The sequence below is a fragment of the Micromonospora sp. WMMD1274 genome (assembly GCF_049179035.1).
GTDB lineage: Bacteria > Actinomycetota > Actinomycetes > Mycobacteriales > Micromonosporaceae > Micromonospora > Micromonospora tulbaghiae.
In genome coordinates this window covers 6,210,337-6,224,137 of the sequence record NZ_JBMHMG010000001.1, presented here as the reverse complement: position 1 = coordinate 6,224,137, position 13,801 = coordinate 6,210,337, and the positions used below count along the sequence as shown (strand labels likewise).

Genomic DNA, 13,801 nt, shown 5'->3' with positions numbered 1-13,801 from the left:
GGTCAGAGCAGCCCGGCCAGTTCCAGCTGGGTACGCACGCGGCCCGTCTCGGCGGCGTCGAGCGGCCGCAGCGGCAGCGACACCGCGTTGCCGGCGATGACGCCCAGCAGCGCCAGGGCGGTCTTGAACGCGCCGACGCCCCGGGTGGCGCCCGCCGAGGTGGCCGGGTCGGCCGCGTCGACGATGCGGAACAGCCGGGTCAGGCGGTCCTGCTCGCGCCGGGCGGCGGCCCAGTCGCCGGCCACGCAGGCGCGGTGCAGCCGCACGTATCCGGCCGGGTCCACGTTGCCCAGTCCGGGCACGGAGCCGGAGCCACCGGCGAGCATCATCGCGTCGACCACCACCTCGTGGCCGGTGAGCAGGCTGAAGTCGCGCTCCGGCGCGCGCTCGGCGACAGCGAGCGCGAGCTGGCGGAACGCGACGTCGTCTCCGCTGGAGTCCTTGACGCCGGCCAGCACACCCTCGGCGGCGAGCCGGGTCAGCAGGTCGACGGAGAGCTTGCTGTGCACGCAGACCGGGATGTCGTACGCCAGCAGCGGAAGCTCGGCCGCCGCGGCGACCGCCCGGAAGTGCCGCTCGATCTCGTGCGGGCCGACGATGGCGTAGAACGGCGCGGTCACGACCAGGCCGTCCGCGCCCAGCCGGGTGGACGCCTCGGCCCGCTCCACGACCCGGCGGGTGGTGGGCTCGATGCAGCCGGCGATGACCGGCACGGCGCCGCCGGCGGTCTTCACGATGGTCTCCAGGGCCAGGTCCCGCTGCCGGTCGGTGAGGAAGACCGTCTCGCCGGAGCTGCCGAGGGCGAAGATGCCGTCGACACCGGCGTCGAGCAGCCACTCGACCAGCCGTTCCAGGGAACGGACGTCGACCTCGCCCTCCTCGGTCAGGGGGGTCACGGCCGGCGGCACGACTCCGGCGAACCGCGGGGCTGGGGTGGTCACAGGTTCTCCTCGACAGACTCAGATGTGGTGCGGCCGGCCGCCGGGGTGGCGAGCGCGACCAGTTCGGTGTTCGCGGTTCCGGCGGGCACCGGGTGGTGGCAGCGGAACTCGTGGCCCTCGCCCTCGGCGGGGCGCGGCGCCGGCATGTCCACGGCGCAGCCGTCCGTGGCGGCCCAGCAGCGGGTCCGGAACGGGCAGCCGCTCGGCGGCCGGGTGGCCGACGGGACCGGTCCGACCAGCGGGATGGGCTCGATCGGTGACAGCAGGCCCGGCGTGGCCGAGAACAACGCCCGGGTGTACGGGTGCCGGCCGCCCTCGGGCAGCAGGTCGGCGGGCGTCTGCTCGACGATCCGGCCCAGGTACATGGTGACGACCCGGTCGCTGACCCGCTTGACGGTCTGGATGTCGTGCGAGACCAGCACCATGGCCAGCCCGAGCCGGTCCTTGAGGTCCAGCAGCAGGTTCAGGATCTGGGCCCGCACCGACACGTCCAGCGCGCTCGTCGGCTCGTCCGCGATGACCAGCCCCGGTTCCAGGGCCAGCGCGCGGGCGATGGACACCCGCTGACGCTGGCCGCCGGAGAGCTGGCTGGGCAGCACGTCGGCGACCGAGCGCGGCAGGCCCACCAGGGCCATCAGCTCGGCCACCCGCTGCTCGCGCTGCTGCCGGGTGCCCCGGCGGTGCACGTCGAGCGGGTCGCGCAGGATGTCGCGTACCGGCATGCGGCGGTTCAGCGACGTGGCCGGGTCCTGGAAGATCATGCCGACGCCCGCGCCGATGTGCTCGCGCCGCTCGGCGGTGCTCATCGACCACACGTCCTTGCCGGCGAAGGACACCGTGCCGCTGGTCGGCCGTTGCAGGCCCACCAGCACCTTGGCCAGCGTGGACTTGCCGCAGCCGGACTCGCCCACGATGCCGACCGTCTCGCCGGCCCGGATCACCAGGTCGGCGCCGGTGAGCGCGTAGACCTTGTCCCGGCTGAACATGCCGCCGCCGCGCGCGGCGTGCACCACGTGCACGTCGCTCAGCTCGGCGATCGGCCGGTGCTCGGCGGTGGCGCTCATCGGGCCGGCTCCTTCTCGCTGACGGTGACGGCGGGGTGGTGGCAGGCGTACCCGTGGCCGTCCGTGCCCTCCAGGGCGGGCGCGGTGTCCCGGCAGATCTCGGTCGCCATCGGACAGCGGTCGGAGAACCGGCAGCCCTTCGGGAAGTCGGCCGGTGACGGCACCACGCCGCGGATCTGGGTGAGCCGTTCCGCGCCGGTCTCCAGCGACAGGACGGAACCGAGCAGCCCGCGGGCGTAGTGGTGGGCGGGCGCCTCCATCACGTCGGCGGTCACGCCGGTCTCCACGATCTGCCCGCCGTACATCACCACGACCCGGTCGGAGACGTCGCTGACCAGGGCGAGGTCGTGGCTGACCAGGATGAGGGCGAAGCCGAGCCGCTCGCGCAGGTCCAGCAGCAGCTTCATCACCTGGGCCTGCACCGTGACGTCGAGCGCGGTGGTCGGCTCGTCGGCGATGATCAGCTTCGGGTCGCGGGACAGCGCCATGGCGATCACCACGCGCTGCCGCTGCCCGCCGGACAGCTCGTGCGGGTACGCGGCGAGCGTGCGCTGCGGGTCCAGCCCGACCAGCCGCATCAGCTCCTCGGCCGAGCGGGTGCCGCCGCGCCGGGTCATCTGGGCGAGCTGGGCGCCGACGCGCAGCGCCGGGTTCAGCGCCGACAGGGCGTCCTGGTAGACCATGGCGATCTCGCGCCCCATCAGGGCCCGGCGGCCCTTGGCGTTCAGCTTCAGCAGGTTCGTGTCCTGGAAGCGGATCTCGCCGCGTACCCGGGCGCCCTTCGGCAGCAGGCCCATCACGGCCAGGACACTGAGCGACTTGCCGGAGCCGGACTCCCCGACCAGGCCGACGACCTCGCCGGGGCGTACGTCGAAGGAGAGCCCGTCGACGATGTCCACGCCGCGGTGGCGGCCCTCGAAGCCGATGGACAGGTTGCTGACCTGAAGGACGGGCCGGCCCTGCGGCAGCGGGCGGGCGCGTTCGCGCAGCCGCCGCGCCGCCTCGGCGAGTCCGGGCAGCTCGACCACCTCACCGGTGCCGGGCTGCGCCTGCTCCAGCGCGTCACCGCTGGTGGTGGACGTGGCGCGGCGTGCCGCCGGGGCGGCCCACGCGTCGGACATGCCCTCGGAGAGCACGTTGAGCGCCAGCACGGTGAGCAGGATCAGCAGGCCGGGGAAGAACGTGGCCCACCAGCCGCCGATCTGCACCATCTCCTTGCCGAACGCGATCACCGAGCCCCACGAGGAGGCCGCCTCCTGCGGGGCGAGGCCGCCGCCGATGAAGGACAGCGACGCCTCGAAGACGATCGCGTCGGCGACCATGACGGTGACGAAGACGAGGATCGGCGCGGCGCAGTTGCGCAGGACGTGCCGCCAGAGGATGTGCGGTCGCCGGGCGCCGATGATGCGCTCGGCGGCCACGTAGTCCTCGCCGTACTGGGACAGCACGTTGGCGCGGACGATGCGCGCGACCGACGGGGTGAACACGAAGCCGATCGCGATCACGAGGACCAGCAGGCTGTTCTTGCCGAACGAGATGATCAGCAGGGCGGAGAGCACGATCGTGGGGAAGGCCATGACCACGTCGAGGCAGCGCATGATGATCTCGTCGACGACGGTGCGGCTGCTTCCCGCGACGGCGCCGAGGATCGCGCCGACCACCAGCGCGATGCCGGCCGCGCCGAAGCCGACGATCAGGGAGCGCCGGGTGCCGGCCACCAGCCGGGAGAACACGTCGCGGCCGAGCTTGTCCAGCCCGAACCAGAAGTCGCCGTTCGGGCCGGTCAGCGCCGGACCGAGCCCGGTCTGGGTGGGGTCGTGGCGCAGCAGCAGCGGGGCCAGCACGCCGACCACGACGATGAGCGCGACGAAGCCGAGCGCGAACCGGGCCGCGACACCGAGCCGGGCGAAGGCCATGCCGGGGCGGGACAGCCGCGTGGTGAGGGACCGGCGCATCAGTGGCCTCCGCGCAGTCGGGGGTTGGCGAAGAGGTAGAGGATGTCGACGACCAGGTTCACCAGCACGAAGCAGAGCGCGATGGTCAGGACGGTGCCCTGGGCCAGCGCGGTGTCGTTCTGCTGGACGGCGCTCATGATCTGGGTGCCCATGCCGGGCAGCGAGAAGATGGCCTCGATGACGACGGTGCCGCCGATGAGGTAGCCGATCCGCAGGCCGAGCGCGGTGAGCGGGTTGACCAGCGCGTTGCGCAGCACGTTGCGGCCGACCACCACGCGCGGCGGCAGTCCGGCGCCGATCGCCGTGCGGACGTAGTCCTTGTCGAGTTCCTCGACCATGGAGGTCCGGACGATGCGGGCCAGCGAGCAGCCGACCGGTACGGCCAGCGCCAGCGCGGGCATGGCCAGCGACTGCAACCACAGACCGACCGAGTCGGCGGGGTTGACGTAGCCGCCGGTCGGGAAGATCGGGCGGCGGACGGAGAACTCCTGGATGAACAGCAGGGCCAGCCAGAACGAGGGCGTGGCGATGCCGGCCATGGAGACGACGCGGATCACCTGGTCGGGCCAGCGGTCGCGGTACAGGGCGGCCGGGATGCCGAGGGCCAGGGCGATGACGAGCGCGCCGACGACGCCGAGCGCGGTGAGCTGGATGGTCAGCGGCAGCGCCATGGCGATCTTCTCGGCGACCGGGACCGACGGCGGGAACGTCATCCCGAGGTCGCCGCGGACGAGGTCGCCGAGGAAGTGCAGGTAGCGCAACGGCAGCGGGTCGTTGAGGCCGTTGGCGGCGCGGAACGCCTCGACCTGCGCCGGCGTGGCCTGGTCACCGAGGACGGACAACGCCGGGTCGATCGGGGAGAACTGCATGATCACGAAGACGAAGAGCGTGATGCCCAGCACCAGGGGGATCAGCGTCAGGAATCGTCGTGCGACCAGGTTCAGGACGGTCAGCATGGATTCTCTTTCTCGTGGCGGGGCGCCGGGACGCCCCGCCCGGCCGCACGGGTCACGTGGGGCCGGGCGGGACGCCTGCGGGGCCGGAACCCCGAGCGCGGGCTCAGCCGGTCCGGCCGGTGCCCAGGAAGTACAGGCCGGTGGTGGAGGCGCCGGAGAAGCCGTCCACCTTGGCCGGGTCGTACGCGGTGACGACCTTGGTGTGCAGGATCGGGTACAGCGGCACCTGGTCCGCCGCCATGTCCAGGGCCTGCTTCCACAGCGCCTTGCGGGCCGTCTCGTCGGAGGTCTGCGCGGCCTTGTCCAGCAGGTCGCCCATGGCCTTGCGGTCGGCGTCGCTCCAGCGGTAGCGCTGGCCCGGCCAGGTCTCGCCGAAGTAGTACCAGCGCATCAGCAGGTCGGTGTCGACGCCGAAGACGCTCGGGTCACCGGTGGCCATGAGCACCCGGAAGGTGTCCTTGGGGACGATGTCGCCGTAGATGGCCGAGGACGGCACGGTGTTCAGCGTGGCGTTGACGCCGATCTTCTTCCACTGCTCGATGACCAGCGGGGCGACGTCCTTGACCACCGAGCTGTCGGTGGTGTCGAGCCGGAACGACAGGTTGGTGACGCCGGCCTCCTGGAGCAGGGCCTTGGCCTTGTCCGGGTTGTAGTCGTAGACGGTGGCGGCCTTCTGGTAGGCCTTGTTGCCCTCGTCGAGGTAGCTCGTCGCCGGGCTGCCGTAGCCGTTGAGCGCGGTCTTGATGACCGCCTCCTTGTCGATGGCGTAGTGCAGGGCCTGGCGCACCCGCTTGTCGCTGAACGGGGCGGCGGAGTTGTTGAACATGAGGAAGACCTGGTTGAAGGCCTGCTTCACGTCGATCGTGTACTTGTCCTTGAGCGAGTCCACGTTCAGGTACGGGACGGCCTCGATGGCCTGCACCCGGCCGCCCTGCAGGTCCGACACGCGGGCCGACGCCTCGGTGGTGGTGTTCCACGTCATCGTCTCGACCTTGGCGGCGCGCGGGCCGTTGTAGTTCGCGTTCTTGCTCAGCTTGACGCCGGACTCCTTGGACGCGCTGTCCACCTTGAACGGGCCGGAGCCGATCGGGGCGGTGTCGAACGCCTTGGCCGCGGCCGCGTCACCGGTCTTGGCCTTGGGGACGACCTTGATGACCGAGATGCGCTCGCTGAACAGGGCGAACGGGTACTTCAGCGTGAACTCGACGGTGGTCGCGTCCTTCGCGGTGACGGTGTCGAGGAACGACACGAAGCCCTGCATCAGCGGCGGCGCCTTCGGGTCCGCGGGCTTGAGCACGCGGGTGAAGGACCAGGCCACGTCCTCGGCGGTGACCGGGGTGCCGTCGGAGAACTTCGCCCCGTCACGCAGCGTCACGGTGTAGGTCCGGCCGTCGGCCCCGGGGGTCGGGTCGCTCTTGGCCAGGGCGTTGTAGGGTTCCCGCGTGATCGGGTCGAGGTCGACGAGGCCCTCGAAGACGTGCTGGTTGACCGCTGTCGCCACGGCCGAGGAGGCGTTGCTGGGATCGAAACCGCTGGAGAGCGTGAAGGCCAGCGTGGCCTCGATGGACGTGCCCCCCTTCCCGTCGCCCACGGCGTTGGTCGAGGCGGGACCGCCACTGCAGGCCGCCAGCGCGACCGCGAGGCCCCCCGCGAGGGAGGCGACGGCCAGGGAGCGGGCGCGGCCTCGCAGGACGCGCCGGCTCCCCGACGGCTTACCGGTGGTGCTCACGTAGCTGCCTCCATAGGCTCTTCATGCGCTCGCGTGACCGCTCGCGCTCGGGGATGTGAAGCATAAGGTGTATGACGTCTGACGTCTGATGCCGGTAGGGTGAGGGTGTCAGATTCGGGAACGAAGGGCAAGGGGCAGATGACGACCATTGACGCCAGTCCGCTACGCGGCGCCGAGCGGCCGAGCCCTCGCCGGCAGGAGGTCGCCACCAGGATCAAGGAGTACATCCTGCGCAACCGCCTGAAGCCGGGGAACCTCCTGCCCACCGAGACGGAACTGTGCGAGGCCGTCGGTGCCAGCCGCTCCAGCGTCCGCGAGGCCGTCAAGATCCTTTCCGCGCTCGACATCGTCGAGGTACGCCACGGCCACGGCACGTTCGTCGGCCGGATGTCCCTCAACGCCCTGGTGGAGAGCCTGACGTTCCGGGGTCTGCTCAGCGGCGAGGACGACCACCGCGTACTGGCCCAGGTCGTCGACGTCCGCCAGACGCTGGAGCAGGGCCTGGCCGCCACCGTCATCGACGCCCTCGACGAGCAGCACCGGTCGGAGCTGTCCGCGCTCGCCGACGAGATGCACAGCCGGGCCGCCCGGGGCGAGGACTTCCTCGACGTCGACCGCGCGTTCCACCTGAAGCTCATGGAACCCCTCGGCAACGACCTGCTGGTCCAGTTGACCGAGGCGTTCTGGCAGGTGCAGGCCATCGTCGCGCCCACGCTGCAGACCGAGCCGGAGGACCGGGTCATCACCGCCCAGCGGCACCAGGCGATCGTCGCCGCCCTCACCGCCGCCGACGCGACGGCGCTGCGCTCGGCCGTCGCCGAGCACTACGCGCCCATCCGGGCCAGCATCGCCCGCGCCGCGCAGTCCTGACCCGCCGTACGCCGGGACCTGTCGTTCGAGCCTGATCGAAGGTCTCTGTCCCGGGGCACGCCCCGTGCCGAAGCTGTCTTCTGACGGGCGCATCGGGCGCCCCGGACGGCCGAGGTGCATGTCATGGCGGTGGTGTCGCGCCGAGCGCGGTCAATGTGGTACGCCGTCGCGGTCCCCGCCGCCCTCGCGGCGGCGGTGGCCGGGGCACTGGGCGCGCGCCCGGACGCCGCACCGCCGTCCGAGACTCACCGCACGCCCGCGGCGAGTGCCGCCGCCGTGCCGGTCCCGCCCGCCGCCGCCCCGGCCGCCGAGGTGCGGTACGCCGCCACGCAGGTGCTGATCCGCGACTGCATGCAGCGTCGCGGGTTCCGCTACTGGCCGGTTCCCCGGCAGCCGGTGCCGGAGCTGCGCGAGTTCCCGTACGTCCTCGACGACGTCTCCTACGCCCGCCGGTACGGATACGGCGGCGCCCTGGAACGCCGCCTCCAGGAGGCGATGGCGGCCGACCCGAACGCGCGGTACGTCCGCGACCTGCCCCCGGAACGGGGCGCCGCCGCCGTACGCGCGGTCAACGGCGACCCCGGCGAGCCCGACGCCCTGCGCGCGACGCTGCCGGCCGGCGGCGTGCTGCGCCGCAGCAGCCACAGATGCACGTCCGAGGCGGAGCGACAGCTCTACCGCGACCTGCCCGGCTGGTACCGCGCCACGAAGGTCACGGACAACCTGGCCGGCCTGCGCGTCGGCCGGGTGCTCGCCGACCCCCGCTACGCCGACGGCGTACGGGCGTGGCGGCGGTGCATGCGCGCCGGCGGGCACGACGTGGCCGACCCCGCGTCGGCCCGCGCGTCGGTGCCCGAGCCGGCTGCCGGCTCCGCCACGCCCGGCGAGATCAGGCTGGCGGTGGCCGAGGCGACCTGTGCGGCCCGGACCGGGCTCGGCCCGCTCGCCCGGCGGCTCGACGCCGAGCATCGGGGCGCCCTCGACAGGCGGTTCCGCACCGAGGTCTTCGAACGGCTCCGCCTGGAGGCCGCCGCGCTGCCGCGGGCACGCGGCGTGCTGGCTGCCGGCTGACCCACCCCCCACGACGTCCGTGGCGGCCCGCCACGGAAGGACCCGACCGAAGGGAAACACCATGAGAGCACTACGGTCCGCGCTGGCCACAGTGGCCGCGGCGGCAGCCGCGCTGGCCTTCACCGCCACCGCCGCCCAGGCCGCGCCCCGGCCGACCCCGCACGCGGATGCGACGCAGCGCGCCGCCGCGGGCAGCGGCTACCTGTACGTCAGCCAGGACGCCTACTGGGCGGGCCGGTGGTGCTGGTGGTACAACGCCGACAACAACTGGGACACGATCAACACGGCGGAGAACGCCAACTGCGACAACAACAACCGGGCCAGCATGCGCAACCTGGCGTCCTCGGCCTGGAACGACTCGAACGGCGGCCGGCCGGTCGCCCTCTACATCCACCCCGACTACACCGGTGCGTACGCCTGTCTCGGCGCCGGCGACGCGTGGGACAACCTCACCGGGGCCTGGTTCACCTGGGGTTCCAACCGGGACGGCTACATGGCGAACGCCAACGACAACATCGCCTCGCACCGGTGGCGCACGAGCTGCAGCGCGGGCTGAGACACCGCGGGGCGGCAGCCGTCCGGCTGCCGCCCCGCCTTACCTTCTTGCAGTGATATACGTCAATGTCGTGGACGAGACTGAGCACGGCGGCGCACGTCGGAACACTGTGCGTCATGGGGACGCTACGCATCCACTTCACGGCCGGGGACCTCAGCCGCACCCGGCTGGCGGCCCGGCCGGATCCACTGTGGGAGATCATCTGTAGCCTGCACCGCCTCCAGACCCGGGCCGGTTACGCGGGTTACGCCCGGTGGCACCGGCAGATCCGTCCGGACCTGGAGCGCGCCGGTCTCGTCCCGGTCGTCCGCGAGCGGCTCCTGCCCGTCGCGCCGCTCAAGCGCTACTTCCCGGACTTCCTCACACCCGGCCCGGTCGCCGACCTCGACGAGGGGATCGACCGGGTGCTCGGCACCCCGACCCGGCGGATCCGCACCGAACTCGGGCGGATGGTGACGCCCGTCGACGGCGCGTGGATGAGCGATCTGGCGGCCGGCCGGCTCGCCGCCCGGCACGGCCTCGGCGACGCGCTGCGCGCCTACTTCCGGGTCGCGCTCGCTCCCTACTGGACGCAGATCACCTCCGCAGTCTCCGGCGACCGGGCGCTACGCGGAGCCTGGGTCCTCGACAGCGGCGCCGGGCAGATCCTCGACGACCTGAGCCCGGAGACGTCCTGGGATCCGCCGGTACTGTCCGTGCACGGCTACCCCGAGGACCGGGACATGCATCTCGACGGCCGGGGCATCACGCTGGTCCCGTCGTACTTCTGCTGGCACGCGCCGATCACGCTGGCCGACCCCGACCTGCCGCCGACGCTCGTCTACCCGGCGCGCCGGCAGCGACCGGAACCGACGCCGCCGGCCGGCCCGCAACGCCGGCTCGGTCCACTGCTCGGCCACACCCGGGTCGCGGTCCTGCGCGCCGCCGCGAGCGGCGCCACCACCGGCGAGCTGGCCCGGCGTGCCCGCATCTCGCCGGCCACCACCAGCCATCACACCACCATCCTGCGCGAGGCCGGCCTGATCACCAGCCAGCGGCACGGCAACCTGGTGCTGCACCGGCTCACCGCGATGGGCGAGGCACTGCTCGGCGAGACGCCCGGGCCGGACCGCTGACGACTCCCGGGGCCGGACGGGGACGTCGACCGGAACCGATCCTTGACGGGCCGGGGTGAATCCGCCTAGCGTGCAGACATCGGACATCTGACGTCTTATAGCTAGTCCGATTCCCCCTCCCCCGTCCGGAAGGAACCACGTGTCCCCTCGCCGCGCCATACCGCGCCGCGCAACCGTCCTCGCGGTGGCCGCCCTCACCCTCCTCTCCGTACTGCCCGCGACCGCGGCCCAGGCCGCCGCCCCCGCCGGCGTGACCGCCACCGTCGGCGCCGACTGCACCGCCGGCCGGCTGCTGCTCGACCTCGACAACCGCAGCACCACGACGCAGACCTACACCGTCACCTGGCCGGGCCGCTCCGGCTCACCGTGGACCCGCACGGTCGCTGCCGGCGGCAACGCCGAGCTGTACTGGACGCTGTCCCCCGGCACGCCGTACACGCTGCGCACCACGACCCCGACCGGCCTGGACGAGACCACCAGCGGCATCTTCCACTGCGGCACCGGAATGTCCGCGCTGGCCGGCTTCGACTGCACGAACGGCCGCCTCCAGCTCGCCCTGGAGAACCGCACCACGACGGCCCGGGACTTCACAGTCACCTGGCCCGGACGCACCGGCTCGCCGTGGACCCGCACCATCGCCGCCGGTGGCAACTTCCTGCACTACTGGACCGTCGGCGCCGGCACCCCGTACACGCTGCGGGTCACCGCGCAGGGCTTCGACACCACGCTGCGCGGCACCACCTCCTGCGACCTGGCCGCCGGCAACCCGCAGCTCGCCACCACCACGCTGCTGACCACGCAGACCGTGATCCGCGGCCTCAACGGCGCGAACGGCCGCTACGACGGCACCGTCGCCTCGGTCCGCATCCCCGGCCTGGCCGTGAGCAACAACGGCACCGTCATCGCCGTGGCCGACGCCCGGGTCAACGGCTCGTACGACCTCGGCGGCGGCACCAACAACATCCAGATCGTGATGATCCGCAGCACCGATGGCGGGCGCACCTTCGAGCAGCCCCGCGTCATCCACGCCCCGCCCACCACCAGCGAGGGCGTCGGCGACCCCAGCCTGCTCGTGGACCGCGCCACCGGTGTCGTCTACTGCTTCTTCACCTACTCCCCCCGGCCCGGCATCAGCTTCTGGTCCGGCGGCTCCGGCCTGAACACCGCCGACGACCCGAACAGCATGCACCTGCGCTACATCACCAGCCGCGACAACGGCGCCACCTGGAGCGCTCCGGTGGAGCTGAACCCGGCGGTCAAGGACCCGGCCTGGCAGCAGGCGTTCTTCTCCTCCGGCCACGGCATCCAGACCAGCACCGGCCGCCTGATCCAGCCGATCGCCTACCGGGACGCCTCGGGCACCAGCCACGCCGCGAACATCTACAGCGACGACCACGGCGCGACCTGGCGGCGCGGCGGATCCGCCGGTGGCAACATCAACGAGAGCAAGGCCATCGAGCGCGGCACCGGCGCGGTGGTGCAGAACATGCGGCACAACTCGACCCGCAGCCGGTTCTACGCCACCTCCACCGACGGTGCCGCCACGTTCGGTCCGGCGACGGCGAGCGCCGTGCTGACCGACCCGCTCTGCAACGCCGACGAGATGTCCTACCTGCGGCCCGCCGAGGTCGGCGCGAACCGGACGCCGGTACGCACCCGCACGGCGCTGTTCAGCAACAACGCGCACCCGAGCGCGCGCAACGACCTCACGGTCCGCCTGTCCACCGACGACGGCGCGACCTGGCCGGCCCGGGCGCTGGTCAAGCCCGGCGGCGCCGGGTACTCGACGATGGCGGTGCTGGCCGACGGCACGGTCGGCAACCTGTACGAGGTGGGCAACACCGGCGGCATCTACTTCGCCCGGTTCAGCCTCGACTGGGTCAAGGGCGCCTGAGAGCCGTGTCCCGCCCGGACAGCGGCGTCCGGGCGGGACACGGTCAGCGCTGCCAGCGGACCACGCCGCCGACCACTGTCAGCGCCACGGTCACCTCGCGCAGCTCCGCCGCGTCGACCCGGTACGGGTCGGTGGGCAGCACGATGAAGTCGGCGAGCATGCCGGAGCGCAACCGGCCCTTCAGGTGCTCCTCGTACGAGGCGTACGCGCCCGCCTCGGTGAAGCAGCGCAACGCCGTGTCCAGGTCGAGCCGCTCGTGCGGGTCGACGCCGCCGGGCGGGGTGCCGTCGGGCTGCTGGCGGGTCACCGCGGCGTGGATGCCGAAGAACGGATCGGGGTCCTCCACCGGGGCGTCCGACCCGAACGCCACTGTCGCCCCGGCGTCGAGCAGGCTGCGCCACGCGTACGAGGCCAGGCCCCGGCCGGCCAGCATCCGGCTGGTCAGCGGGATGTCGCTGGTGCAGTGGGTGGGCTGCATCGAGGCGATCACGCCGGAGCGGGCGAGCAGCGGCACGTCGTCCGGCAGCAGGTGCTGGGTGTGCTCGATCCGGTGCCGCAGCCGCGCCACCGCGCCGGGATCGGCCGACTCGCGCCAGCGCGCGTACGCCCGCAGCACCATCCGGTTCGCCGCGTCGCCGATGGCGTGCGCGGCCACCGCGATCCCCGCCCCGGCGGCGGTCGCCACCAGCCGCTCGAACTCCTCGGCCGGGGTGACGGCGATGCCGTGGTTGCCGGGCTCCCCGTCGTACGGCTCGGTCATCAGGCAGGTGTGTGAGCCGAGCGCCCCGTCGGTGAAGATCTTCACCGGGCCGGTGCTCAACCAGCGGTCCCCGTCCCCGGTGGCCCAGCCGGCGTCGATCGCCTCGTCCAGGGCCGTCGCGGGGATCGTCTTGTGCACCCGCAGCGGCAGCTCGCCGCGCGCGTACAGCGTCTCGTAGGCGGCGCGGGCGTCCTGCCCGTCGAGGTCGTGGATGCCGGTCAGCCCGGCGGCGAGCAGCCGGGGCAGGTGGGTGCGCAACTGCGCGACCAGGTCACCGGCGTGCGGAGAACGCACCACCGCGTACGCCGCGTCCGCCGCCGCCTCGCGCAGGATGCCGGTCGGTTCGCCGTGCTCGTCCCGCGCGATCTGCCCGCCGGCCGGGTCGGGGGTGGTGGCGTCGATGCCGAGGCGGGCCAGGGCGGCGGTGTTCACCCAGATGGTGTGGCCGTCGATGCTGGGCAGCGCCGCCGGCCGGTCCGGGCAGACCCGGTCCAGGTCGGTGCGGGTCGGCTGCACCGGCCGGGTCCACTTGTTGCTGTCCCACCCGCCGCCGAGCAGCCAGGCGTCCGGCGGCAGCGTGGCGGCGTGCCGGGCGATCCGGGTCAGCGCCTCGTCGAGGCTCGCCGTGCCGCGCAGGTCCACCTGGTTCAGCCCGCGCACGTAGGACGCCGCGTGGATGTGACTGTCGATCAGCCCGGGCAGCACGGCCGCTCCGCCGAGGTCGACCCGGCGCGCGCCGCCGCCGGCCCGGTCCCGGCACTCGGCGAGGTCACCGACGGCGACGATCCGCTCGCCGCGGACCAGCATCGCCTCGGCGTACGGGCGGTCCGGGTCGAGCGTGTGGATGCGGGCGTTCTCGTAGACCGTGCCGCTCATGGGCTCCCTGCCTC

Annotated in this window: 11 protein-coding genes; 5 read left to right on the top strand and 6 right to left on the bottom strand. The window is 72.8% G+C overall.

What is annotated here, in order from left to right; genetic code table 11:
- Positions 1 to 2: 2 nt before the first annotated feature.
- The 5 genes from ACN27D_RS29330 to ACN27D_RS29310 form a co-directional block, all read right to left on the bottom strand.
- Entirely contained in the window at positions 3 to 941 is a 939-nt protein-coding gene (locus tag ACN27D_RS29330; protein WP_358173451.1) for a dihydrodipicolinate synthase family protein, read from the bottom strand.
- Entirely contained in the window at positions 938 to 2,005 is a 1,068-nt protein-coding gene (locus ACN27D_RS29325) for an oligopeptide/dipeptide ABC transporter ATP-binding protein (protein WP_121684062.1), read from the bottom strand. Before ACN27D_RS29325 ends, ACN27D_RS29330 begins: the two co-directional genes overlap by 4 nt.
- On the bottom strand, positions 2,002 to 3,960 hold the full coding sequence (locus tag ACN27D_RS29320) for a dipeptide/oligopeptide/nickel ABC transporter permease/ATP-binding protein (protein WP_358173454.1): 1,959 nt from the start codon (positions 3,958 to 3,960) through the stop codon (positions 2,002 to 2,004). Before ACN27D_RS29320 ends, ACN27D_RS29325 begins: the two co-directional genes overlap by 4 nt.
- On the bottom strand, positions 3,960 to 4,916 hold the full coding sequence (locus ACN27D_RS29315) for an ABC transporter permease (protein ID WP_358173457.1): 957 nt from the start codon (positions 4,914 to 4,916) through the stop codon (positions 3,960 to 3,962). Before ACN27D_RS29315 ends, ACN27D_RS29320 begins: the two co-directional genes overlap by 1 nt.
- A 103-nt stretch (positions 4,917 to 5,019) precedes the next feature.
- Positions 5,020 to 6,645, bottom strand: coding sequence for an ABC transporter substrate-binding protein (locus ACN27D_RS29310; protein ID WP_358173460.1), 1,626 nt, complete (start codon positions 6,643 to 6,645; stop codon positions 5,020 to 5,022).
- A 138-nt stretch (positions 6,646 to 6,783) separates the two neighbouring features.
- On the opposite strand from ACN27D_RS29310, the gene ACN27D_RS29305 reads away from it, so the two are divergent.
- The 5 genes from ACN27D_RS29305 to ACN27D_RS29285 all read left to right on the top strand — a co-directional run bounded on the left by ACN27D_RS29305 (position 6,784) and on the right by ACN27D_RS29285 (position 12,151).
- On the top strand, positions 6,784 to 7,515 hold the full coding sequence (locus tag ACN27D_RS29305) for a FadR/GntR family transcriptional regulator (protein WP_120570312.1): 732 nt from the start codon (positions 6,784 to 6,786) through the stop codon (positions 7,513 to 7,515).
- Positions 7,516 to 7,638: 123 nt separating this feature from the next.
- Positions 7,639 to 8,586, top strand: a complete 948-nt coding sequence (locus ACN27D_RS29300; protein WP_421500542.1) for a hypothetical protein — start codon at positions 7,639 to 7,641, stop codon at positions 8,584 to 8,586.
- Positions 8,587 to 8,647: 61 nt separating this feature from the next.
- The gene (locus ACN27D_RS29295) at positions 8,648 to 9,142 is read left to right on the top strand and encodes a hypothetical protein (protein ID WP_121684065.1); all 495 of its coding nucleotides are present in this window, start codon (positions 8,648 to 8,650) and stop codon (positions 9,140 to 9,142) included.
- Positions 9,143 to 9,258: 116 nt separating this feature from the next.
- Entirely contained in the window at positions 9,259 to 10,257 is a 999-nt protein-coding gene (locus ACN27D_RS29290) for an ArsR/SmtB family transcription factor (RefSeq protein ID WP_358173466.1), read from the top strand.
- Between the two features lie 184 nt (positions 10,258 to 10,441).
- Positions 10,442 to 12,151, top strand: coding sequence for an exo-alpha-sialidase (locus ACN27D_RS29285; protein WP_421500541.1), 1,710 nt, complete (start codon positions 10,442 to 10,444; stop codon positions 12,149 to 12,151).
- Positions 12,152 to 12,194: 43 nt separating this feature from the next.
- Here the strand turns inward: ACN27D_RS29285 and ACN27D_RS29280 are convergent, their stop codons facing one another.
- Complete coding sequence (locus ACN27D_RS29280; RefSeq protein WP_421500540.1) at positions 12,195 to 13,787, bottom strand: amidohydrolase; 1,593 nt, start codon at positions 13,785 to 13,787, stop codon at positions 12,195 to 12,197.
- Positions 13,788 to 13,801 lie beyond the last annotated feature (14 nt).

Bases quoted from the DNA above. Each gene is read 5' to 3' on its own strand.
- ACN27D_RS29325 (WP_121684062.1), bottom strand. From the start codon at position 2,005: ATGAGCGCCACCGCCGAGCACCGGCCGATCGCCGAGCTGAGCGACGTG.
- ACN27D_RS29320 (WP_358173454.1), bottom strand. From the start codon at position 3,960: ATGCGCCGGTCCCTCACCACGCGGCTGTCCCGCCCCGGCATGGCCTTC.
- ACN27D_RS29315 (WP_358173457.1), bottom strand. From the start codon at position 4,916: ATGCTGACCGTCCTGAACCTGGTCGCACGACGATTCCTGACGCTGATC.
- ACN27D_RS29305 (WP_120570312.1), top strand. From the start codon at position 6,784: ATGACGACCATTGACGCCAGTCCGCTACGCGGCGCCGAGCGGCCGAGC.
- ACN27D_RS29300 (WP_421500542.1), top strand. From the start codon at position 7,639: ATGGCGGTGGTGTCGCGCCGAGCGCGGTCAATGTGGTACGCCGTCGCG.
- ACN27D_RS29295 (WP_121684065.1), top strand. From the start codon at position 8,648: ATGAGAGCACTACGGTCCGCGCTGGCCACAGTGGCCGCGGCGGCAGCC.
- ACN27D_RS29290 (WP_358173466.1), top strand. From the start codon at position 9,259: ATGGGGACGCTACGCATCCACTTCACGGCCGGGGACCTCAGCCGCACC.
- ACN27D_RS29280 (WP_421500540.1), bottom strand. From the start codon at position 13,787: ATGAGCGGCACGGTCTACGAGAACGCCCGCATCCACACGCTCGACCCG.